This is a genomic window from Pseudomonas sp. TKO26 (genome assembly GCF_003225665.1).
Lineage (GTDB): Bacteria > Pseudomonadota > Gammaproteobacteria > Pseudomonadales > Pseudomonadaceae > Aquipseudomonas > Aquipseudomonas saponiphila.
The window spans coordinates 1-23,004 of sequence record NZ_QKLN01000008.1; the positions used below are offsets into that span (position 1 = coordinate 1).

20 protein-coding genes and 1 pseudogene are annotated in these 23,004 nt (G+C 63.9%); 15 read left to right on the forward strand and 6 right to left on the reverse strand.

What is annotated here, in order from left to right; genetic code table 11:
* A pseudogene (locus DNK59_RS31990) lies at positions 1–261 on the forward strand (hypothetical protein); the annotation flags it as partial.
* Between the two features lie 102 nt (positions 262–363).
* On the opposite strand, the gene DNK59_RS13675 reads toward DNK59_RS31990, so the two are convergent.
* Together DNK59_RS13675 and DNK59_RS13680 are read right to left on the reverse strand one after the other, a co-directional pair.
* Entirely contained in the window at positions 364–1,857 is a 1,494-nt protein-coding gene (locus DNK59_RS13675; RefSeq protein ID WP_110723522.1) for a CoA-acylating methylmalonate-semialdehyde dehydrogenase, read from the reverse strand.
* Between the two features lie 74 nt (positions 1,858–1,931).
* On the reverse strand, positions 1,932–3,281 hold the full coding sequence (locus DNK59_RS13680) for an aspartate aminotransferase family protein (protein WP_110723523.1): 1,350 nt from the start codon (positions 3,279–3,281) through the stop codon (positions 1,932–1,934).
* A gap of 124 nt (positions 3,282–3,405) precedes the next feature.
* Here DNK59_RS13680 and DNK59_RS13685 point away from each other — a divergent pair, with 124 nt between their 5' ends.
* From DNK59_RS13685 to DNK59_RS13715, 7 genes are all read left to right on the forward strand, one after another.
* Positions 3,406–4,326, forward strand: a complete 921-nt coding sequence (locus DNK59_RS13685; RefSeq protein WP_092319348.1) for a LysR family transcriptional regulator — start codon at positions 3,406–3,408, stop codon at positions 4,324–4,326.
* 130 nt (positions 4,327–4,456) lie between these two features.
* Positions 4,457–5,851 carry a nucleobase:cation symporter-2 family protein gene (locus tag DNK59_RS13690; protein WP_110723524.1) on the forward strand — a complete coding sequence of 465 codons (1,395 nt, stop codon included), beginning with the start codon at positions 4,457–4,459 and terminating at the stop codon, positions 5,849–5,851.
* Positions 5,852–5,938: 87 nt separating this feature from the next.
* On the forward strand, positions 5,939–6,607 hold the full coding sequence (locus DNK59_RS13695) for a TetR/AcrR family transcriptional regulator (protein ID WP_092319344.1): 669 nt from the start codon (positions 5,939–5,941) through the stop codon (positions 6,605–6,607).
* Positions 6,608–6,612: 5 nt separating this feature from the next.
* Complete coding sequence (locus DNK59_RS13700) at positions 6,613–7,194, forward strand: YigZ family protein (protein WP_110723525.1); 582 nt, start codon at positions 6,613–6,615, stop codon at positions 7,192–7,194.
* A 531-nt stretch (positions 7,195–7,725) separates the two neighbouring features.
* Positions 7,726–9,291, forward strand: coding sequence for an ABC transporter ATP-binding protein (locus DNK59_RS13705; protein ID WP_110723526.1), 1,566 nt, complete (start codon positions 7,726–7,728; stop codon positions 9,289–9,291).
* Between the two features lie 11 nt (positions 9,292–9,302).
* Positions 9,303–10,409, forward strand: coding sequence for an ABC transporter permease (locus DNK59_RS13710; RefSeq protein WP_110723527.1), 1,107 nt, complete (start codon positions 9,303–9,305; stop codon positions 10,407–10,409).
* Positions 10,409–11,335, forward strand: coding sequence for an ABC transporter permease (locus tag DNK59_RS13715; protein WP_110723528.1), 927 nt, complete (start codon positions 10,409–10,411; stop codon positions 11,333–11,335). The genes DNK59_RS13710 and DNK59_RS13715 overlap by 1 nt, the downstream gene beginning before the upstream one ends.
* Here the strand turns inward: DNK59_RS13715 and DNK59_RS13720 are convergent.
* Positions 11,332–11,769, reverse strand: coding sequence for a hypothetical protein (locus DNK59_RS13720; protein WP_110723529.1), 438 nt, complete (start codon positions 11,767–11,769; stop codon positions 11,332–11,334). The genes DNK59_RS13715 and DNK59_RS13720 overlap by 4 nt on opposite strands.
* Before the next feature lie 329 nt (positions 11,770–12,098).
* On the opposite strand from DNK59_RS13720, the gene DNK59_RS13730 reads away from it, so the two are divergent.
* The 3 genes from DNK59_RS13730 to DNK59_RS13740 all read left to right on the forward strand — a co-directional run bounded on the left by DNK59_RS13730 (position 12,099) and on the right by DNK59_RS13740 (position 15,452).
* Positions 12,099–12,782 carry an SDR family oxidoreductase gene (locus tag DNK59_RS13730; RefSeq protein ID WP_092319332.1) on the forward strand — a complete coding sequence of 228 codons (684 nt, stop codon included), beginning with the start codon at positions 12,099–12,101 and terminating at the stop codon, positions 12,780–12,782.
* A gap of 189 nt (positions 12,783–12,971) precedes the next feature.
* Complete coding sequence (locus DNK59_RS13735) at positions 12,972–14,330, forward strand: 8-oxoguanine deaminase (RefSeq protein WP_110723531.1); 1,359 nt, start codon at positions 12,972–12,974, stop codon at positions 14,328–14,330.
* A gap of 201 nt (positions 14,331–14,531) precedes the next feature.
* A complete protein-coding gene (locus tag DNK59_RS13740) occupies positions 14,532–15,452 on the forward strand; it encodes an SUMF1/EgtB/PvdO family nonheme iron enzyme (protein WP_110723532.1) in 921 nt (306 codons plus the stop codon).
* Here DNK59_RS13740 and DNK59_RS13745 read toward each other — a convergent pair.
* Positions 15,449–16,537 carry a calcium:proton antiporter gene (locus DNK59_RS13745; protein WP_110723533.1) on the reverse strand — a complete coding sequence of 363 codons (1,089 nt, stop codon included), beginning with the start codon at positions 16,535–16,537 and terminating at the stop codon, positions 15,449–15,451. The genes DNK59_RS13740 and DNK59_RS13745 overlap by 4 nt on opposite strands.
* 326 nt (positions 16,538–16,863) lie before the next feature.
* Here DNK59_RS13745 and DNK59_RS13755 point away from each other — a divergent pair, with 326 nt between their 5' ends.
* The 3 genes from DNK59_RS13755 (at position 16,864) to DNK59_RS13765 (ending at position 20,110) form a co-directional block, all read left to right on the forward strand.
* On the forward strand, positions 16,864–17,946 hold the full coding sequence (locus tag DNK59_RS13755) for a BMP family ABC transporter substrate-binding protein (protein WP_110723535.1): 1,083 nt from the start codon (positions 16,864–16,866) through the stop codon (positions 17,944–17,946).
* A 66-nt stretch (positions 17,947–18,012) separates the two neighbouring features.
* On the forward strand, positions 18,013–18,978 hold the full coding sequence (locus DNK59_RS13760) for a 2-oxoglutarate and iron-dependent oxygenase domain-containing protein (protein ID WP_110723665.1): 966 nt from the start codon (positions 18,013–18,015) through the stop codon (positions 18,976–18,978).
* A 178-nt stretch (positions 18,979–19,156) separates the two neighbouring features.
* Positions 19,157–20,110 (forward strand): adenosine deaminase, encoded by a 954-nt coding sequence (locus tag DNK59_RS13765; RefSeq protein WP_016966700.1) that lies wholly within the window; start codon positions 19,157–19,159, stop codon positions 20,108–20,110.
* Positions 20,111–20,171: 61 nt separating this feature from the next.
* On the opposite strand, the gene DNK59_RS13770 is transcribed toward DNK59_RS13765, so the two are convergent.
* Both DNK59_RS13770 and DNK59_RS13775 read right to left on the reverse strand, forming a co-directional pair.
* Positions 20,172–21,548: an MFS transporter gene (locus DNK59_RS13770; protein WP_110723536.1), complete on the reverse strand. Its 1,377-nt coding sequence runs from the start codon at positions 21,546–21,548 to the stop codon at positions 20,172–20,174.
* 123 nt (positions 21,549–21,671) lie between these two features.
* Complete coding sequence (locus tag DNK59_RS13775; protein ID WP_110723537.1) at positions 21,672–22,580, reverse strand: LysR family transcriptional regulator; 909 nt, start codon at positions 22,578–22,580, stop codon at positions 21,672–21,674.
* 117 nt (positions 22,581–22,697) lie between these two features.
* Between DNK59_RS13775 and DNK59_RS13780 the strand changes: the two genes are divergently transcribed.
* Positions 22,698–22,991 (forward strand): putative quinol monooxygenase, encoded by a 294-nt coding sequence (locus DNK59_RS13780; protein WP_110723538.1) that lies wholly within the window; start codon positions 22,698–22,700, stop codon positions 22,989–22,991.
* The last annotated feature ends 13 nt before the right edge of the window (positions 22,992–23,004 follow it).

Below are 23,004 nucleotides of genomic sequence, written 5' to 3' on the forward strand. Positions count from 1 at the left end.
ACTTCAACCACTTGCGCTTTCGATCTCTCGTTAGCGGGAGGCGAATTCTACAGCGTTACACGCTGCTGTCAACACCTCTTTTCAACCGCTTTCGACCGAGAGGATCGAATCGTTAACAAGGCGAAAAACACTGCCTTGCCAACTGCTTCTGGCTTCGATGAACTGAAGCGTAACCGCTGTCGAAAACCGCGTAACTCGTTGAATCTCAAGGAGTTTTCCGTTTCGACTGCGCCGGAAGTGGGGCGAATTATAGACCTGTAGAATCTGCCGTCAACATCTATTTTCATAAATCTGTCATATCGGTCGCAAAGCCCATAAAAGCAAAGGCCGGCCCATCAGGGCCGGCCTTTGTTGCCTCACTACTTACAAACTAGGGAAGGCGAACTGCGACGCTTCATGGCTGGCACGTTGCGGCCAACGCTGAGTGATGGCCTTGCGGCGCGTGTAGAAACGCACGCCATCAGGACCATAAGCATGCAGGTCACCAAACAGCGAGCGCTTCCAACCACCGAAGCTGTGATAAGCCACCGGCACCGGCAGCGGTACGTTGACGCCCACCATGCCCACTTCGATCTCGTCGCAGAACAGACGCGCCGCTTCACCGTCACGAGTAAAGATGCAAGTGCCGTTGCCGTACTCGTGATCGTTGATCAGTTGCATGGCTTCTTCCAGGCTGTTAACTCGGACGATGCACAGCACCGGCCCAAAGATCTCTTCCTTATAGATGCGCATCTCTGGAGTGACACGGTCGAACAGGCAGCCACCGAGGAAGAAACCGTCTTCGTGACCGGCCACGCTCAGGCCACGACCGTCCACCACCAGTTGCGCGCCCGCGGCAACGCCTTCCTCTACATAGCCACTGACCTTGTCACGCGCCTGCGCGGTAACTAGCGGCCCCATGTCCAGACCACAGGAAGTGCCGGCACCAATCTTCAGCGCCTTGATCTGAGGCACCAGCTTGGCAACCAGGGCATCGGCCACTTGATCCCCTACACACACGGCCACCGAAATCGCCATGCAACGCTCACCGCAGGAACCATAGGCTGCGCCCATCAGAGCACTGACGGCGTTATCCAGATCGGCATCGGGCATCAGTACCGCGTGGTTCTTCGCCCCGCCCAGTGCCTGGACGCGCTTGCCGCGCTTGGTGCCTTCGGCATAGATGTATTCGGCAATCGGCGTCGACCCTACAAAACTCAGCGCCTTGACTTCCGGCGCCTCGATCAGCGCATCCACCGCCGCCTTGTCACCATGCACCACGTTCAGCACGCCCTTGGGCAGACCGGCTTCATGCAGCAGCTCGGCGATCAACAGGGTGGAGCTTGGATCGCGCTCGGACGGTTTGAGGATGAAACAGTTACCGCAAACGATCGCCAGCGGGTACATCCACAGCGGAACCATGGCCGGGAAGTTGAACGGCGTGATACCAGCCACCACGCCCAGTGGCTGGAAATCGGACCAGGCATCGATGTTCGGCCCCACGTTACGGCTGTACTCGCCTTTAAGGACTTCCGGCGCAGCACAGGCATATTCGACGTTCTCGATACCGCGCTTCAATTCACCCGCCGCGTCCTCCAGCGTCTTGCCGTGTTCCTCACTGATCAGCTGGGCAATGCGTGCCTCGTTCTGCTCCAGCAGTTGCTTGAAGCGGAACATCACCTGGGCACGCTTGGCCGGTGGCGTATTGCGCCAGGCCGGGAATGCGGATTTGGCCGAGTCGATGGCTTGCTGGATGGTTTCACGACTGGCCAACGGCACTTTATGAATCGCCTTGCCGGTGGACGGGTTGAACACGTCACTGCTACGGCCGTTGTCGCTGACCAGTTCGCCGTGGATCAGGTGTTGAATCAGACTCATGCGGGGACTCCTGAAAGGGGGGAAGGCGCAGGCACGAAACGCTTCATGCCTGCTTCTATATAAGAAGGATCGAATCAGTCGAGCTTGTTCAGCACTTCGCCGACCGCATCGAACAGACGATCAAGGTCTTGCGGCTTGCTGTTGAAGGTTGGGCCGAACTGCAGGGTGTCGCCGCCGAAGCGCACGTAGAAACCGGCTTTCCACAGGGCCATGCCGGCCTCGAACGGACGCACGATCGCATCGCCGTCACGGGCCGCGATCTGGATCGCGCCGGCCAGACCGTAGTTACGGATATCGATCACGTTCTTCGCGCCCTTGATGCCGTGCAGCGCATTCTCGAAATGCGGAGCGACTTCAGCCACGCTCTGCACCAGGTTTTCCTTCTGCAAAAGATCCAGTGCCGCCAGGCCCGCCGCACAGGCCACCGGGTGCGCCGAGTAGGTGTAGCCGTGAGGGAACTCCACTGCGTACTCGGGAGTCGCCTGGTTCATGAAGGTCTGATAGATCTCGGAGCTGGCAATCACCGCGCCCATGGGAATGGCGCCGTTGGTGACTTGCTTGGCCACGCACATCAGGTCCGGGGTCACGCCGAAGCTGTCGGCACCAAACATCGAACCGGTGCGGCCAAAGCCGGTGATCACTTCGTCGAACACCAGCAGGATATTGTGCTGGTCGCAGATTTCCCGCAGACGCTTGAGGTAGCCCTGCGGAGGCACCAGTACCCCAGCGGAACCGGCCATAGGCTCGACGAAGACCGCTGCAATGTTGGAAGCGTCGTGCAACTCGATCAGTTTCAGCAGCTCATCGGCCAGGGCAATGCCGCCCTGCTCTGGCATACCCCGGGAAAACGCGTTACTGGCCAACAGGGTGTGCGGCAAATGGTCGACATCCATCATCGCCTGACCGAACAACTTACGGTTGCCGTTGACGCCGCCCAGGCTGGTGCCGGCGATGTTCACCCCGTGGTAGCCACGGGCACGGCCAATCATCTTGGTCTTGGTCGACTGGCCTTTCAGGCGCCAGTAGGCACGCACCATCTTCACCGCGGTATCGGCGCACTCGGAGCCGGAATCGGTGAAGAACACATGGTTCAGGTTGCCCGGGGTCAGGTCAGTGATCTTCTCCGCCAGCTTGAACGACAGCGGATGGCCGAACTGGAAGCCTGGCGAATAATCCAGGGTGCCCAGCTGCTTGGATACCGCTTCCTGAATCTCCTTGCGCGAGTGACCGGCGCCGCAGGTCCACAGACCGGACAGCGAGTCATAGACCTTGCGTCCCTTGTCATCCACCAGCCAGCTGCCTTCGGCGCCGACGATCAGCCGCGGGTCACGCTGGAAGTTGCGGTTGGCGGTGTAGGGCATCCAGTGAGCATCAAGCTTGAGCTGACTGGCCAGGGACTGAGGAGCGGTTTCCGGCATGTTCATGAGCAAAACCTCGCAAGGCAATGAAGCGGCATAGGAACAAAAGCGTTGTTGCGACTAAGTTGCCACGGCTATAAAGTCGGTGAAATTCAACTTTAATAACCTTCAGTCCGGCCTCCACTAAACAATGAGCAACCGTCGAACCGATCCGCTGGCACAAGTCAGCGACTTTGATATCCGCCTGCTGCGGATCTTTCGCAGCGTGGTGGAGTGCGGCGGCTTCTCGGCCGCAGAAACCGTGCTCGGCATCGGCCGCTCGGCCATCAGCCAGCAGATGAGCGACCTTGAGCAACGCGTCGGCCTGCGCCTGTGCCAACGCGGACGCGCCGGCTTTTCCCTGACCGAAGAAGGTCGCGAGGTCTATCAATCGACCCTGCAACTGCTCAGCGCCCTGGAAAGCTTTCGCACCGAGGTCAACGGCCTGCACCACCATCTGCGGGGCGAGTTGATCATCGGCCTCACCGACAACCTGGTCACCCTGCCCCACATGCGCATCACCCACGCCCTGGCGCAACTGAAGGAACGCGGGCCGGATGTGCAGATCCAGATCCGCATGATTGCCCCCAGCGAAGTCGAGCAAGGGGTCCTCGACGGCCGCCTGCACGTCGGCGTCGTGCCCCAGGCCAGCGCCCTGTCCGGGCTGGAGTACCAGCCGCTGTATGACGAACGCTCATTGCTGTACTGCGCGGTGGGCCACCCACTGTTCTATGTCGACGACAGGCAACTGGACGATCGGCGTCTCAACGACCAGGACGCCATTGCCCCGACCTTCCGCCTGCCAGCGGAGATCCAGGCCCATTACCAGGCGCTGAACTGCACCGCCAGTGCATCCGATCGCGAAGGCATGGCCTTCCTGATCCTCACCGGACGCTACATCGGCTACCTGCCCGACCACTACGCCGCTCTCTGGGTCCAACAGGGCCGCTTGCGCGCCCTCAAGCCCAAGTCGCGCTTCTATGACCTGAGCCTGTCTTCGGTCACACGCAAGGGACGACGCCCCCACTTGGTGCTGGAGAGCTTTCTGGAGAGCCTGGCGGCAACCCGCTGAGTATCCGCCAGCCCCCGGCAAAGCCGCGCAGTCAAAGGCCCGGGGCGATATTTCCGACAATAAACTAATCACTTGGACAGCTTTTTGCACAGGCCTGGGCATCCAGAATCCTCAGCCCGAGTTGCATGCCATGTCGTCCACCCCCTCCCGCCCCACTGAACTGATCTACGGCCTCAACGATCGCCCGCGCGCCCTCGCCGCGCTGCTGGCCGCCCTGCAGCATGTACTGGCCAGCTTTGTCGGCATCATTACCCCGCCACTGGTCATAGGCTCGGCCCTGGGCCTGTCGACCCACCTGCCCTACCTGATCAGCATGGCGCTGATGGTGTCCGGGGTCGGCACCTTTATCCAGGCGCGCCGCCCGTGGGGCATCGGCGCCGGAATGATCTGCCTGCAAGGCACCAGTTTCGCCTTCCTGGGTGCAGTGCTGGCGGCGGGTTTCCTGGTCAAGCACAGAGGCGGCAGCCCGGAAGACATCCTGGCGATGATCTTTGGTGTGTGCTTCTTCGGCGCCCTGGTACAGATCGTCCTCAGCCGCTTTATCGGGCAACTGCGCAGGGTCATCACCCCGCTGGTCACCGGCATCGTCATCACCCTGATCGGCATCAGCCTGATCAAGGTCGGCATCACCGATCTGGGAGGCGGCTTCAATGCCCCGGACTTCGGCGCCCCAGGCAATCTCGGCCTGGGCCTGCTGGTGCTGCTGACCATCATTGTGCTCAACCGCAGCGAGACCCCGTGGATTCGCCTCAGCGCCATCATCATCGGCCTGGCCCTGGGCAGCCTGGCGGCCTGGTTCAGCGGCAAGCTGGTGCCCCAGCCCCTGCCCGATCTGCCGTTGATCAGCCTGCCGCAACCCTTCAAGTACGGCTTCAGTTTCGACTGGAGCGCCTTTGTCCCCGTCGCCCTGATCTACCTGATCAGCACCCTGGAAACCGTCGGCGACCTCACCGCCAACTGCATGCTGGCGCGCCAGCCCATCAGCGGCCCCGCCTACATCAACCGGCTCAAGGGCGGCGTCCTGGGGGACGGCGTCAGTTGCCTGATCGCCGCCACCTTCAGTGCCTTTCCCAACACCACCTTCGCCCAGAACAACGGCGTGATTCAGCTGACCGGCGTGGCCAGCCGCTTCGTCGGTCTGTACATCGGCCTGATCCTGTTCTGCCTGGGGCTGTTCCCGCTGATCGGCGCGTTGCTGCAACAGATCCCCAAGCCGGTACTCGGTGGCGCCACCCTGGTGATGTTCGGCAGCGTCGCCGCCGCCGGGGTACGCATTCTCGCCCAGGCGCCCCTGGACCGGCGCAGCATGCTGATCATCGCCACCTCCTTCGGCGTCGGCCTGGGCATCGCCGCACAACCGAACCTGCTGCACCTGCTGCCCCAGGTGGTGCAGACCCTGTTCGACTCGGCGATCACCAGCGGCGGCCTCACCGCACTGCTCATGTGTCTGCTGCTGCCGGAGGGCAAAAGCCTGCCGAACGACATAAATCCGGCGCCGGAAAAACCCGGCCTGAACGCCCGCTGAAGCTTTTGTCGCACCAAGGCTTGTCTGATCCACGTGGGTGCGCTATCAACGCACAGGTTGCACCCACAGACTTGCTCGGAAACCTCCATGACCTTTGAAGTCCCCGCCCACAGCGCTCCTCACCCAGGCAAACCCGCCAGCCGCATTCGGCAGAAGAATGAAGAGGCCATCATCCAGGCCGCCGAGGACGAGTTCGCCCGTCACGGCTTCAAAGGCACCAGCATGAACACCATTGCGCAGAACGCCGGGCTGCCCAAAGCCAACCTGCACTACTACTTCACCAACAAGCTGGGGCTGTACATCGCGGTGCTGAGCAACATCCTCGAACTCTGGGACAGCACCTTCAACACACTCACCGCCGAGGACGACCCGGCCGAGGCCCTGACCCGCTACATTCGCGCCAAGATGGAGTTTTCCCGTCGCCAGCCCCAGGCCTCGCGGATCTTCGCCATGGAAATCATCAGCGGCGGCGAATGCCTCAGCGAGTACTTCAGCCAGGACTACCGCGCCTGGTTCCAGGGCCGCGCCGCAGTGTTCCAGGCCTGGATCGACGCCGGCAAGATGGACCCGGTCGATCCGGTGCACCTGATCTTCCTGCTCTGGGGCAGCACCCAGCACTACGCCGACTTCGCCACCCAGATCTGCCGCGTCACCGGCCGCAGCCGCCTGACCAAGCAGGACTTCGAAGCGGCCGGCAACAACCTGATCCGCATCATTCTCAAAGGCTGTGGCCTGACTCCCGCCCAGAAAGACTGACGCCCATGCCCTTTACCCTGGCCGGCCTTTGCGAATACCGCGAGGAGATTCGCAAAAGCCGCTTCATCACCTTCGCCGCGCCCATCAGCAGCGCGGCCGAGGCCCAAGCCTTCATCCAGCAGCACAGTGACCTCAACGCCTCGCATAACTGCTGGGCGTGGAAACTCGGCGACCAGTACCGCAGCAATGACGACGGCGAACCCGGCGGCACCGCCGGCAGACCGATCCTCGCGGCCATCGAAGCCCAGGACTGCGATCAGGTCGCGGTGCTGGTGATCCGCTGGTACGGCGGTATTCAGTTGGGCACCGGCGGCCTGGCCCGAGCCTACGGCGGCGGTGCCAACAAATGCCTGCAGGGCGCCGAGCGCATTGCCCTGGTCAACCGTGTGCCACTGCGCTGCGCCTGCAGTTTCAGCGAGCTGGCCCTGGTCAAGCTGCGCATCGCCGAACTGGGCGGATTACTGCTGGATGAAGCCTTTACCGCCAACGGCGTGGAGCTGCAACTGGCCCTGGGTGAAGCCTTGATCGACACCCTGCAACAGCAACTGGCCGACCTCAGTCGCGGACGCATCCTCTTGCAGCGCTGAACGCACCAAGCCGGCCCAGCCACCTTGTGCATAACCTCGACGCCCCGGGCGCAGTTGCCCACATCGGCTGTGCACCCGACTGTGGATAACCTGAGCACATAGCGCTGTAACCCTTCTGCAACGTGGCTTTGCGGGCATTGCTCAGTTTTCGTCCAAAAACCCCAGAGCCAGGCTTTTTGTACTGGAAAACAGCAGCTTAGGACGGTTTATCGCGGTTCGGAAACAACCGCCCCGGGCTTATGCCCAAGCCGGAGGCTTGCACACAATTACTGTGGAGCAAGCTGTGGATAACCCGTGCAAGGCTGCTCCAGCCCCTGACGCCGCAGGGCCTGCAGGCAACTGATCATTTTTCGCTCACCCGCCAGCGGACAAAAAAGGCGCCGTTTCAAGCACTTTGCCCCTAACTGGTGCTCGCCCCGGGTCTTGGCTCATCGCTCAAGGTGCATGCCAGAGCGGGCTCCAGGTTTTTCTGACCCCCTGGCCAGGAAATTGCTTTATCCACAGGCACACCGCCAAGCCGTCGAGCCAGCCATGCCCAATTCCGCCCTGCCCATTGACCCCACGCCGCGCCTGCAACTGCGCCAGATCAGCAAACGCTACCCCGGCTGCCTGGCCAACGACGCCATCGACCTGCGCATCGCTCCCGGGGAAATCCATGCCTTGCTGGGGGAAAACGGCGCCGGCAAGAGCACCTTGATGAAGATCATCTACGGGGTGATCCAGGCCGATTCCGGGGACCTGCTCTGGCAAGGGCGCCGTCAGTCCATCGCTCATCCGGCCCAGGCCCGGAGCCTGGGCATCGGCATGGTGTTCCAGCATTTCTCGTTGTTCGAAACCCTCAGCGTGGCGCAGAACATCGCCCTGGCCCTGGGCCGTGGCGAGGGCACGCCAAGCCAGCTGGAAGGCAGGATCCGCGAGGTTTCCCAGCGCTACGGCATGCCCCTGGAACCCCAGCGCCTGGTGCACAGCCTGTCCATCGGCGAGCGCCAGCGGGTAGAGATCGTGCGCTGCCTGATGCAGGACATCCGGCTGCTGATCCTCGACGAACCGACCTCGGTCCTGACGCCCCGGGAGGTCGACGATCTGTTCACGACCCTGCGCCGGCTGGCCGACGAAGGCTGCAGCATCCTGTTCATCAGCCACAAGCTCGCCGAGGTGCGCGCCCTGTGCCACAGCGCCACCGTGCTACGCGCGGGCCGAGTGGCCGGGCACTGCATTCCTGCGCAGTGCTCGGACCCGGAGCTGGCGCGGCTGATGGTGGGCGACGCCGCGGCGATGATCAGCGATCACCCCAAAGCCCAGGGCAGCCATGAGTTCCTGCGCATCGACCAGCTGAGCTGGCACAGCCCGGATCCCTTCGGCTGCTCCCTCAAGGCCATCGACCTGAGCCTGCGCAGCGGCGAGATCGTCGGCATCGCCGGGGTCGCCGGCAACGGCCAGGACGAGCTGCTGGCCCTGCTCAGCGGCGAGCAGCGCCTGGCAGCCGACGAGGCCCGACGCATCTGCTTTGCCGGCCAGGCCGTGGGCCACCTGTACCCCGATGCGCGGCGCCGCAAGGGCCTGGCCTTTGTCCCCGCCGAACGCCTGGGGCACGGCGCCGTGCCGGAGCTGAGCCTGGAAGACAACGCCCTGCTCAGCGCCTTTGGGCAGGGACTGGTGCGCCACGGCCTGATTCGACGATCCCGGGTCCGGGCCCTGGCCGAAAACATCATCCAGCGCTTCGGGGTCAAGACCGGCGACGCCCAAAGCCCGGCCCGCAGCCTGTCCGGCGGCAACCTGCAGAAATTCATCCTCGGGCGCGAAATCCTCCAGCAGCCACGCCTGCTGATCGCCGCGCACCCGACCTGGGGCGTGGACGTGGGCGCCGCGGCCAGCATTCACCAGGCGCTGATAGCCCTGCGCGACGCCGGCGCGGCGATCCTGGTGATCTCCGAAGACCTGGATGAACTGCTGCAGATCAGCGATCGCATCGGCGCCCTGTGCAGCGGTCGCCTGTCGGCGCTGAAGGACTGCGCCGACACCTCCCTGGTGGAAATCGGCGGCTGGATGGCCGGCGATTTCCCCCTGTCCCCTTCAGCCCCCGCTTCTGCGGCGTAACGGAGTCGCCCATGCTGCTTTCACTCGAACCCCGCGGACGGCAATCGCGCCTGATGCTCGGCTGCTCGCCCCTGCTGGCCGCGGTGCTGACCCTGGGCTGCGGCGCCCTGCTGTTCATGGCCCTGGGACAGGACCCGATACTGACCTTGCACACCTTGCTGATCGCTCCGGTCAGCGACCTGTATGGCGTCTGTGAACTGCTGGTCAAGGCGCTGCCGATCCTGCTGTGCGCCCTGGGCCTGGCGGTGGCCTACCGGGCCCGCATCTGGAACATCGGCGCCGAAGGCCAACTGCTGCTCGGGGCCCTGGCCGGCAGTGCCCTGGCGGTCAACCTCATCGAGCTGCAAAGCCGCTGGGCGCTGGTGCTGATCCTGCTCACCGGGACCCTGGCCGGGGCCGCCTGGGCCGGGCTCACCGCCTGGTTGCGCACGCGCTTCAACGCCAATGAAATCCTCACCAGCATCATGCTCAACTACATCGCCCTGAACCTGTTGCTGTATGGCGTGCACGGTCCCTTGAAGGACCCCGCCGGGTTCAACTTTCCCGAGTCGGCGATGTTCAGCGACTTCAGCCGCCTGCCGCTGTTGATGGAGGACGGCCGGATTCACGCCGGGGTGTATTTCGCCCTGCTGGCCCTGGTGGCGGTCTGGGTGTTGCTGCAGAAGAGCTTTGTCGGCTTCCAGATCAAGGTGCTGGGCCTGGACCCGCGCGCCGCCGGTTTCGTCGGCTTTCGCCAGAAGCGCCTGATCTGGCTGGCGCTGTTGATCAGCGGCGCCCTGGCGGGCCTGGCCGGAGTCTGCGAAGTCAGCGGCCCCATCGGCCAACTGGTGCCGCAAGTCTCCCCCGGCTATGGCTATGCAGCGATCACCGTGGCCTTTCTCGGGCGCCTGAACCCGATCGGCATCCTGTTCTCCAGCCTGCTCATGGCGCTGCTGTACATCGGTGGCGAAAGCGCGCAGATGAGCCTCAACCTGCCCCAGGCCATCACCCAGCTGTTCCAGGGGATGATGCTGTTCTTCCTCCTGGCCTGCGACGTACTGATCCTCTACCGGCCACGCCTGAACCTGCGCTGGGCACGCCGCGACACGCCCCTCAGCGCAACCGCCGGAGCCCTGTGATGGACATCGATCTGCTGAGCAATATCTTCTACGCCATGGTCCGCTGCGGCACGCCCTTGCTGTTGGTGGCCCTGGGCGAGCTGATCTGTGAAAAAAGCGGGGTTCTCAACCTCGGCCAGGAAGGCATGATGCTGTTTGGCGCGGTGGTGGGGTTTATCGTCGCCCTCAACAGCGGGCAGCTGTGGCTCGGAGTGCTGCTGGCGATGGCGGCGGGCATGCTGCTGTCGGCGCTGTTCGCCCTGGTGGCCCTGGTGTTCAACGCCAATCAGGTGGCCAGCGGACTGGCCCTGAGCATTTTCGGCGTCGGCCTGTCGAGCTTCGTCGGCTCGGCCTGGGTCGGCAAGCCCCTGGCCGGGTTCGAGCCCCTGGCACTGCCGTGGCTCAGCGACATCCCGCTGATCGGCCGCATGCTGTTCGCCCAGGACCCGCTGGTGTACCTGTCCTTCGTCCTGTTCGCCCTGGTGGCCTGGGTCATCCTCAAGAGCCGGATCGGCCTGATCATCCAGGCCGTCGGCGAAAACCCCGACGCCGCCAGCGCCATGGGCCTGCCGGTGCTGCGGGTGCGCACCCTCGCGGTGCTGTTCGGCGGCGCCATGGCCGGGCTGGCCGGGGCCTACCTGTCCCTGGCCTACACGCCGATGTGGGCCGAGAACATGAGCGCCGGTCGCGGCTGGATCGCCCTGGCCCTAGTGGTGTTCGCCAGCTGGCGCGTGTGGCGCCTGTTGCTCGGCGCCTACCTGTTCGGCCTGGCCAGCATCCTGCATCTGGTGGCCCAGGGCCTGGGGCTGGCGATACCGTCCAACCTGCTGGCGATGCTGCCCTATGCCGCGACCATCCTGGTGCTGGTGCTGCTGTCCCGGGACGCCGTGCGCACCCGCCTGTACGCACCGGTGTCCCTGGGCCAGCCATGGCAGGCGGGGCATTAAATGAGCGACGCACGCCCCACGGGAGCCGGCTTGCCAACGCAGCCTTTGACCGGCAGCAACTGCGCCACGCACCAGGCCAGTTCGACCAACAGGATCCCCCAGATCAACGCCGTGGCGCCGTGCATCAGGGCGTACACCTGCCAGCTGGCGAAAAGGATGCGTCCCACCGCGTCATAACGGCCAAACGCCTGCTGCGGATCGCGAATCCGCAGCACCGCCCACACACAGACAATCGAGCCCATCAGGTTGGCCATCAACAGGTGTGTCGGTTCGAAAGGCGGCAGGCTGCCCGCCAGGTGCAAGGCCTGGGCCGTGTCCTGCAGCAGCCCGTGCAGGGCCATGAAACTCCAGGGGGTGACAAAGGCCAGGGTCACCAGCAAGTCATACCAGCCGCTGGCCCGGACCAATGTCCGATACTGCTCGGTCGTCCACATAGATGTCGCTCCATCGATTCAAGGAGCGCGCAGGCTAAAGCCTGGAGTATGCTCCAGGGTCAAGCCCTTTCGAGCCCCATGCATGCGCATCGCAGAACTGGCCGCAGCCGGCGCCGTCAGCCGCGACACCCTCGGCTTCCGCCCGCGGCGCGGACCGATCGCGTCCCAGCGCCAAAGGTTGTCGCGACTGACCGCCCGAGAGGCTGCCATTGCGGCTCTGCATCAAGACCGTACAAGCGAACCGGGACACTTGCGCCAGAAGCGGCAACTGCGGCTCGGCCAAGCCTGTCCATTGAATCCGTGATCCTCATTTCTCAAGGAGCCTCCTCATGTCCAAGGCAAAAACCGCTCTGATCATCGGCGCTTCCCGGGGCCTGGGCCTCGGCCTGGTCCAGCGCCTGCTCGAAGACGGCTGGCAGGTCACTGCCACCGTGCGCAACCCGCACAAGGCCGAGGCCCTGCAGGCCCTGGGCAAGGTGCAGATCGAACAGCTGGACATGGACGATCAGCAAGCCGTGATCGCCCTCAGCCACAAGCTCAAGGATCAGGTGTTCGACTTGCTGTTCGTCAATGCCGGGGTCAAGGGCCCGGACAACCAGTTGCCGGGGCACGCGACCCTGGCCGAAGTCGGCCAGCTGTTCTTCACCAACGCCGTGGCGCCGATCAACCTGGCCCAGCGCTTTGTCGGGCAGATCCGCCAGGACAGCGGCGTGCTGGCGTTCATGAGTTCGGTGCTGGGCAGCGTGACCATGCCGGATGCTCCAGAGCTGGCGCTGTACAAGGCCAGCAAGGCGGCGCTGAACTCCATGACCAACAGCTTCGTCAGCCAGCTGCAACAGAAACTCACCGTGCTCTCGCTGCACCCGGGCTGGGTGAAGACCGACATGGGCGGCGAAGGCGCCGACATCGACGTGCAAACCAGCACCCGTGGGCTGATCGCCCAGGTCAACGCCTACACCGGCAAGGGCGGGCATCACTTCGTCAACTACAAGGGCGAAACCATCCCCTGGTAAAACCAGTACCCCGGGCCGCGCTTGCACAGCGCGGCCAAGGCTCTGGAACGGGGGGCATCATGCACGTTTTGTCCCCCGACCGATCTTTCGCTAGACTTCGCACCTCGCCCCTTGCGGCGACCCTGGATCAGCAGACAGGGCAACACTGAGCTGGCTAACCTGAACCCACTTTCAGAGGAGCCGGCCACCATGCCTGCGACCCGTACCTGGTTAAAAAATCCCCTGGCCATCTTCACCGGCAGTGCCCTCGACGCCCGTGGCGGCCTGGTGGTGCAAGACGGTCTGATCGTTGAAGTCCTGGGCCTCGGCCAGCAGCCTGCAAGCCCCTGCCAGCAGGTCTTCGATGCCCGCGAGCACGTCGTGCTGCCGGGCCTGATCAACACCCACCATCACTTCTACCAAACCCTGACCCGCGCCTGGGCGCCGGTGGTCAACCAGCCGCTGTTCCCCTGGCTCAAGACCCTGTATCCGGTCTGGGCCAGGCTGACCCCGGAAAAACTCGCCCTGGCGACCAAAGTGGCGCTGGCCGAACTGCTGCTCTCCGGTTGCACCACCGCCGCAGACCATCACTACCTGTTCCCCGACGGCCTGGAAAACGCCATCGACGTGCAAGTCGAGAGCGTGCGTGAACTGGGCATGCGCGCCATGCTCACCCGCGGCTCCATGAGCCTGGGGGAGAAGGACGGCGGCCTGCCGCCGCAACAGACCGTGCAAGAGGGCCAGGTGATTCTCGACGACAGTCAGCGCCTGATTCGCCAGTACCACGAGCGTGGCGACGGCGCGCAGATCCAGATTGCCCTGGCGCCCTGCTCCCCCTTCTCGGTGACCCCGGAAATCATGTCGGCCAGCGCCGAACTGGCCAACACCCTCGATGTGCGCCTGCACACTCACCTCGCCGAAACCCTCGACGAAGAAGACTTCTGCCTGCAGCGTTTCGGCCTGCGCACCGTGGATTACCTGGACAGCGTCGGCTGGCTCGGCCCGCGTACCTGGCTGGCCCATGGCATCCACTTCAACCCGGATGAAATCGCCCGCCTGGGGGCTGCCGGTACCGGCATCTGCCATTGCCCGAGTTCGAACATGCGCCTGGCCTCCGGTATCTGCCCCAGCATCGAGCTGACCGACGCCGGCGCGCCCCTGGGGTTGGGCGTGGACGGTTCGGCGTCCAACGATGCGTCGAACATGATCCTCGAAGCGCGGCAGGCGCTGTACATTCAGCGCCTGCGTTACGGCGCCGAGAAGATCACCCCGGAGCGGGTGCTGGGCTGGGCCACCCGGGGTTCGGCGAGCCTGCTGGGGCGCAGCGACATCGGCGAGCTGGCAGTGGGCAAGCAGGCGGACCTGGCGTTGTTCAAGCTCGATGAGCTGCGCTTCTCGGGCAGCCATGATCCGGTTTCGGCGCTGCTGTTGTGCGGCGCGGATCGGGCGGACCGGGTCATGATCGGCGGCAAGTGGCGGGTGATTGATGGCCAGGTCGAAGGGCTGGACCTGAAAAACCTGATCGCCGATCACAGCCAGGCGGCCCGGCAACTGATTGCCGGCACCTGATCGTTGACTCCAACGGCGAGGGAGCACATCCCTCGCCTGCGCGTTGAGCGCAATCGGCTCAAGGAAACATGTTAGTTTCCCACCCCCTCCAACGAGCCGTTAAAAGGACATTACGTGAAACAAAAGCACGGACTGGCGCTCTGCGTCGCGCTACTGATTTCGGGCTGTGGGAAACAGGAGGTTGTAGGCCCCGCCAGCAAAGTGCTCTCACCTGAAAAAGTTGCCGACATTGCTTCGACCATCAGCCGCAGATACCCGGACCTGTCCCCGCAAATCCACGATGCGGTGCTCAACACCGTCGTGCGCTCGATGGACAACATGGTGTTGATCGAAGGGGGCGAATTCCAGATGGGCGATTTCGGCTGGCCCCGGGGCTTCGACCCACAGGCCTTGTGCCAATGGCCCTGTGGCGTGGACCCGGCCAACATGGAGCGGATCAGTCTCGACATCGATGACGACTTCGTTCACCCGGTCAAATTGAGCAGCTACTACCTGTCCTCGCTGCAAACCACCTTGGGCGATTTCGATCTGTTCTTCCTGGCCCAAGGCAGGCCGCAATTCGACGCGGCACTGCGCAAACGCGAAGACATGAAACACCTCTACCAGGAAAACCTGCCCGCCCCGGCGTCTCGAAAATGGCAAGAGGCCAAGGATTATTGTGGCTGGCTGGCAGACCTCAGCGGCTATGCCGTGGATCTTCCGACCGAGGCCCAATGGGAATATGCGGCGCGCAACCGTGGCCAGCCGGTGATGTTCGCCACCGACAACGGCAATCTGGACTACGGCCGCAACTTTCCGGCGCCTGACGACAACGAAACCTTCGCCGTGGACAGGTTTGTGCCTAATCCGCTGGGCCTCTACAACCTCACCGGCAATGCCAGCGAATGGGTCAACGACTGGTACGACAAACACTACTACCGCGAATCTCCCGTGGAGAACCCGCAAGGACCTGAAACAGGCATTTATCGGGCGCAACGGGGTGCCAACAACAAGTTTGCCAACGACCCGACCTTTTCTCCTTCGGCCAGCACCGTGCGCCGTTGGCGTTGGGGCGCACTCGCGGCCTGGAATGCCCCTGGTGTCAGCTTTCGTTGCGCCATCCAGTCAGCCCGGCCGCTTTAAAGACCGAGCAGCGACAGCATGATGAAGGTCGCAAACAGCACGAAGTGAGTCATGCCCTCGATGGCGTTGGTTTCACCGTCATTGAGGTTGATCGCACTGACGATCAGGGTGATGAACACCATCACCGTCTGCACCGGGGTCATGGCCATCTGGAACGGCTGGCCGGTGTACAGGGCCATGGCTTCCATCACCGGCACCGTGAGGATCACCGTCGACAGGGACGCGCCCAGGGCCACGTTGACCACCGACTGCATGCGGTTGGCCAGGGCCGCGCGCAGGGCGGTGAGAATCTCCGGCGCGGCGGAAATCGCCGCCACCAGGATCGCCGTGATCACCGGCGGTGCGCCCGTGCCTTCCAGGCCCAGGTCCAGGGTCTTGGACATCACCTCGGCCAGGGCGCCGATCACCACCACGCCGAACACCAGGATGCCGACGCTCCAGGCCAGATTGACGGCGTGGGGTTGTTCCTGGGCCTCTTTACCACGGCGTTTTTCCGGGTAGCTGTAGCTGAAGAAGTAACTGTGCGGCCCGACCTGCATGCGCAGGAACAGGGTGTAGAGCACCACCATCGCGCCGATGGTAAAGGCCGAGTAGACCTTCCAGTCGGCCTCGGGAATGAACTCCGGCACCACCATCGACACGCCCATGGCGGTGAGGATCATCACGCTGTAGGTGCGCGCCGAATCGTCGTTGTAGGGCTGCTCGCCGTGCTTGATGCCACCCATCAGGGCCGCCAGGCCGAGGATGCCGTTGATGTCCAGCATCACCGCCGAATAGATGGTGTCGCGCACCAGGGTCGGCGAGGCTTCGTTGCTCATCATGATGGCCAGGATCACCACCTCCACCAGCACCGCGGCCAGGGTCAGGATCATGGTGCCGTAGGGGTCGCCAACCTTTTCCGCCAGCAGTTCGGCGTGATGGGCCACGCGCATCGAAGCGATGACGATAAAGCCGATCAGCAGCAACCCGGCCATCAGGGCGATGCCTTGGCCGCTATTGAGCAACAGGTGTTCCAGGGGATAGGCGGCCACGGCCGCCAGCAGCGCAAGCAGCAGAGACTGTTCTTGCTTGAGGGAAGTGAACATTGCAGTCCTTTGACGGGAATAAAAACGAGTACAGGAGATGAGTGAAAGACCGCTTCAGGTCACTAACGTTTCGTTACATGTTAGTGCACCAGCCTCAGGCGCTGCGCACCGGGATGGATCTTGCACAGTCCTTCGCCGGCAAGCCGGCTCCTACACCCGTGCCTGTCGGCGCTGGCTTGCCAGCGAAAAACGCGCGCCAAAGCCCCCGTCGAAACTGCCTCGCCGGCGCAACCGCCATCTTTGTTGTCCTCTTGGTCAGCTATTTGCATTGCCCTCCTGCGCTTGCCGACCCAGCCCCCCCTCACAACAAGATGGAGCTTCAATTCATGCATACACGCCCGTTGCACAAGCTGCTCTGCGCCCTGGCCGCCGCCGTCGGCCTGAGCGCCAGCCTCACCGCCAGTGCCGCCGATCCGCTGAAGGTCGGCTTCGTCTACATCGGCCCCATCGGCGACCACGGCTGGACCTATCAGCATGAGCAGGGACGCAAGGCCCTGGCGGAGAAATTCGGCGCGCAGATCAAGACCAACTACATCGAGAACGTGGCCGAAGGCGCCGATGCCGAGCGAGTGATCCGCAACATGGCCAAGGACAACTACGACCTGATCTTCACCACCTCCTTCGGCTACATGAACCCCACCCTGAAAGTCGCCAAGCAGTTCCCCAAGGTGACCTTCGAACACGCCACCGGCTACAAACAGGACAAGAACCTCGGCACCTACCTGGCACGCACCTATGAAGGCCGTTACGTCGGCGGCTTCCTCGCGGCGAAGATGACCAAGAGCAAGAAGATCGGCTACGTCGCCTCGTTCCCGATCCCGGAGGTGATCCGCGACATCAACGCCATCCAGCTGGCCCTGAACAAGTACAACCCGGGCACCGAGATCAAAGTGGTGTGGGTCAACTCCTGGTTCGACCCGGGCAAGGAAGCCGACGCCGCCAACGCCCTGATCGACCAGGGCGCCGACGTGATCTTCCAGCACACCGACAGCCCGGCGCCGATCCAGGCTGCCGAACGCCGTGGCGTATACGCGGTGGGCTACGCCTCGGACATGGCCCACTTCGGCCCCAAGGCGGTGCTGACGTCCATCGTCAACAACTGGGCCCCGCACTACATCCAGGCCACCCAAGGGGTGCTGGACCACAGCTGGACATCCCAGGACTACTGGGGCGGCCTGAAAGAGGGTACGGTTGAGCTGCCCCTCAGCGACCTGCTGCCGGCCTCGGTGAAAGCCGAAGCCGAGCAGATCATCGCCCGCATCAAGAGCGGCGAGTTCCACCCGTTTACCGGCCCGATCAAGGACCAGGCCGGGGTTGAAAAAATCGCCGCGGGAGTCAGCGCCAGCAACGCCGAACTGGCCTCGATGAACTACTACGTCGAAGGCCTGCGGGCGGACCTCCCGAAATAAGCTGGTCGTCGCTGCCGGACCATCCGGCAGCGACGACGGACCGCCAACCGGATGGGAGTCTATTTCATGAATCAACTGCCGATCATCGATATCAGCCCGCTGTATCAGGATGCCCAGCCAGGCTGGGAGCGTGTCGCCAATCAGATCGACCGCGCCTGCCGCGAGTGGGGCTTCTTCTACATCAAGGGCCACCCAATCAGCGCACAACGCATCGAACAATTGCTGGCCATGGCCAGGCACTTCTTCGCCCTGCCCAGCGCCGAGAAACTCAAGATCGACATCACCCAGAGCCGCCACCATCGCGGCTATGGCGCCATCGCCACCGAGCAGCTGGACCCGAGCAAGCCCAGCGACCTCAAGGAAACCTTCGACATGGGCCTGCACCTGCCCGCCGAGCATCCCGAGGTGCTGGCGAACAAGCCCCTGCGCGGCCCCAACCGCCACCCGCACCTGCCCGGCTGGCAGGCCCTGATGGAGCAGCACTACCAGGACATGCAGGCCCTGGCCCAGACCCTGCTGCGGGCCATGACCCTGGCCCTGGGCATCGAGCGCGACTTCTTCGACCGCCGCTTCCAGGACCCGGTCAGCGTGCTGCGGCTGATCCACTACCCGCCACGCCACACCGCCAGCAGCGAAGAGCAGCAAGGCGCCGGCGCCCATACCGACTATGGCTGCATCACCCTGCTCTACCAGGACGCGGCCGGTGGCCTGCAGGTGCGCAACGTCCAGGGCCAGTGGATCGACGCGCCGCCCATCGACGGCACTTTCGTGGTCAACCTCGGCGACATGATGGCGCGCTGGAGCAACGACCGTTACCTGTCGACGCCGCACCGGGTCATCAGCCCACAGGGGGTGGACCGCTACTCGATGCCGTTCTTCGCCGAACCGCACCCGGACACCCGCATCGAATGCCTGCCCGGCTGCCAGGACGCGGAACACCCGGCCAAGTACCCGGTGACCACCTGCGCCGAATTCCTGCTGTCGCGCTTCGCCGATACCTACGCCTATCGCCGCGAGCTGGAGCAGGCCTGATCGCCCATTCGGTCAGGTTTTGCCGAACAATGGCGCCGCCAGATGTAGAATGGCGGCTTTTTCGGGCCCGGTGAAAACCTGGCGATAGCCGCAACCGCGGCCCGTTCCCCCGAGAAGGGCACGGCCCCGGCAGCGCATCACTCTCGCAGCGCCCGCCTGCACCTGATGAGACCACACCATGTATGACTGGCTGAACGCCTTGCCCAAGGCCGAGTTGCACCTGCACCTGGAAGGTTCCCTGGAACCGGAACTGCTGTTCGCCCTGGCCGAACGCAACAAGATCGCCCTGCCCTGGAGCGACGTCGAAACCCTGCGCAAGGCCTACGCCTTCAACAACCTGCAAGAGTTCCTCGACCTGTACTACCAGGGCGCCGACGTGCTGCGCACCTCCCAGGATTTCTACGACCTGACCTGGGCCTACCTGCTGCGCTGCAAAGAGCAGAACGTGATCCACACCGAGCCGTTCTTCGATCCGCAGACCCACACCGACCGCGGCATCCCGTTCGAAGTGGTGCTCAACGGCATCGCCGCCGCGCTGAAAGACGGCGAGCAGCAACTGGGCATCACTAGCGGACTGATCCTCAGCTTCCTGCGTCACCTGAGCGAAGAAGAAGCACAGAAGACCCTCGACCAGGCACTGCCGTTTCGCGATGCGTTCGTTGCCGTGGGCCTGGACAGCTCGGAAATGGGCCACCCGCCGAGCAAGTTCCAGCGGGTCTTCGACCGCGCGCGCAGCGAAGGCTTCCTCACCGTGGCCCACGCCGGCGAGGAAGGCCCGCCGGAGTACATCTGGGAAGCCCTGGACCTGTTGAAGATCCAGCGCATCGACCACGGCGTGCGCGCTTTCGAGGACGAGCGACTGATGCAGCGCATCATCGACGAGCAGATCCCGCTGACCGTGTGCCCGCTGTCCAACACCAAGCTCTGCGTGTTCGACCACATGTCCCAGCACAACATCCTGCAAATGCTTGAGCGCGGGGTGAAGGTCACGGTCAACTCCGATGACCCGGCGTACTTCGGCGGCTACGTCACCGAGAACTTCCACGCCCTGTACACCGATCTGGGGATGACCCAGGACCAGGCCCGGCGCCTGGCGCAGAACAGCCTGGATGCGCGGCTGGTCAAGCCGTAACGCCTTTCGCCGGCAAGCCGGCTCCTACACCAACCGGTAGGAGCCGGCTTGCCGGCGAACCTCAAAGTCCCGCCTCGCTCAACGCCTCCAGCGTCTTGCCCCGGGTTTCCATCCCGAACAGCCAGACCACTCCCGCCGCAATCACAAAACACGCCGCCCCCAAGGCAAACACCCCACCCTGCCCAGTGATGGGAAACACCAGCCCGGTCACCAAGGGCCCCAGCAACGAACCGATCCGGCCAACGGCCGAAGCAAAGCCCGACCCCGTAGCCCGGGCCGACGTCGGGTACAGCTCGGGCGTATAGGTGTAGAGCACCGCCCACATGCCGAACAGGAAGAACTGCATAAGCAGCCCGGTGCCGATCAACAGGCTGACGTTGCCGCCAAACACCGCGCTCTGTCCGTAGAAGAACGCCATCACCCCACCACCGAGCAAGGTCACGATGCACACCGGCTTGCGCCCCCAGCGCTCCACCAGCCAGGCGGCCATGAGAAAGCCGGGAATCCCGCCCAGGGAAATCAGCACCGTGTAGTACACCGACTGGGTCACGGCAAAACCGGATGTCTGCAGCAAGGCGCTGAGCCAGGACGTCAGCCCGTAGAACCCCAGCAAGGCGAAGAACCACAGGCTCCAGATCATCATCGTGCGTTGCCGGTACAGGGGCGACCAGATCTGTTTCAGCGCGGAAAAAAAGTGCCCCGGCGCACTGTCGATGCGTGGCAGGCGCACCGGCTCCGGCAACTGCGCCGTGCCCAGGGAAGCCCGTACCTTGTTCTCGATGTCGCACAGTACGCGGTCCGCATCGGCATGCCGCCCGGCCTGCTCCAACCAGCGCGGCGACTCGGGAATGAAGAAGCGGATCACCAGCACGAACACCGCCGGAATCGCCAGCACCAGGAAGATCTCGCGCCAGCCGATCAGCGGCAACAGAAAGTACGACAGCACCCCGGAGGCCACGAAACCCAGGGGCCAGAAACCGTCCATCAAGGCGATGTAGCGTCCGCGGCGCTGCGCCGGAATCATCTCCGAAAGCATCGATTGGGCGATGGGAAACTCCATGCCCATGCCAATCCCCAACAGCACCCGGAACAGGGTCAGGCTGTCCACGCTCTGGGCGGTGGAACACAGGTAGCTGGCCAGGTCCCAGAGCACGATGCTCCATTGGAACACCGGCTTGCGCCCGAAGCGGTCGGCGAGCAGACCCGACAGCGAGGCGCCGAGCACCATGCCGAAGAAGCTGGAGCTGGCCAATAGACCGGCCTGGGCCGAGCTCAGGCCGAACTCGGTTTTGATCGAGCCGAGGAGGAAGGTCATCATCGCCAGGTCCATGGAGTCGAAGAAAAACGCCAGGGCGATGATGATGAAAATCACTCGGTGATAACCGCTGATGGGCAAGCGTTCCAAGCGCTCGGCGGCGCTGTATCCCTGTATGGCCATGCCCGTTCCCCCCGGTTGAATGCTGGACCGCTCGAGTGTGCGGGATCGAGGCCGGGACTGATTGCCGAGGGCGACCTGTTCGCGTCCGCCAGCGACGCGGGGGGTTCGCCGGCAAGCCGGCGCCTACGGGCGGCGTGCGCTGATCTGGGCGCAGCGCTCCTGGAGCATGTCCCGCAGCAGCTTGACCGGTTTGCTCAAGTGCGCGCGATGGGTGCACAAAAGGTTCAGCGAGGCGCCTTCGCAGCGCAGCTCCGGCAGCAGGATCTGCAGGCGACCGGCAAGCACATCGCCGGCCACGTCCAGCCAGGACTTGTAGGCAATCCCCTCGCCGGCCACGGCCCAGCGCCGCACCACATCGGCATCGTCGCTCAAGCGGTTGCCGCTGACGGTCAGGCTCACCTCGCGCTTGCCGTCATGAAAACTCCAGAGGTCATGGGCCCGGCTGTCGAGCATGTACAGCAGGCAGTTGTGCTGGGCCAGTTGCTCCAGCTGGCGCGGCTCGCCGTGCCGGGCCAGGTAGCTGGGAGCGGCGCACAGCACCCGGCGATTGTCCGGGGCGATCGGCAAGGCCACCAGGCTGGAATCCTCCGGCTCGCCGTAGCGCAGGGCGATGTCCACCGGCTGGCGGAACAGGTCGGCGATGCGGTCCCCCAGCAGCAGGCGCACGCTGAGCCTGGGGTGCTCGCGCTGGAATTCGTCGAGCCAGGGCAGCAGCAGGTTGCGGCCGAAGTCAGAAGGTGCGGACAGCTGCAACACGCCACTGACCTGATCCTGCCCGCTGGCCAACAGCCGCCGCCCTTCATCCAGATTGCTCAAGGCCGCGCGGGCGTATTCCAGAAAGCCCTCGCCCTCGGCGGTCAGGCGCAGGCTGCGGGTGGAACGGGCCAGCAGACGCGCGCCCAAGTGTTCTTCGATGCGCTTGAGGGCGGCGCTGGCCACCGCCGGCGACAGGTCCATGACCCGGGCCGCAGCCGACAGGCTGCCCAGGTCCGCGGCCCGGACGAACAATTGCAGGTCATCGAATCGCAGCATGGGTGTATGTCCGGACTATCAAAAAAATATTGAAAGAGACTGCTCTTTTAGCGGGTTTTATCTTCAGGAGAAATAGCCAATCATCCGCTCCATCGCCCAGCACCAGAGGAGAATCCCATGTCCCAAGCCTTTACCGCGATTGCGACCCTGATCGCCAAGCCCCAGCAGCAAGCCGTCCTCAAGCGCGAACTCAGCGCCCTGGTCCCGCCCAGCCGCGCCGAAGCCGGCTGCCAGTACTACCAACTGCATGAAGACGCCGCGCAGCCGGGCACCTTCTACGTACTGGAACGCTGGGACGATGAAGCCGCCCTGGAGTTTCACAACAACACGGCGCACTTTCAGAACTTCATCGCCCAGACCCGCGAGGCGATCGAGCACTTCGAACTCAAGCGCCTGCAACTGATCGTCTGACCCTCACTCTGCA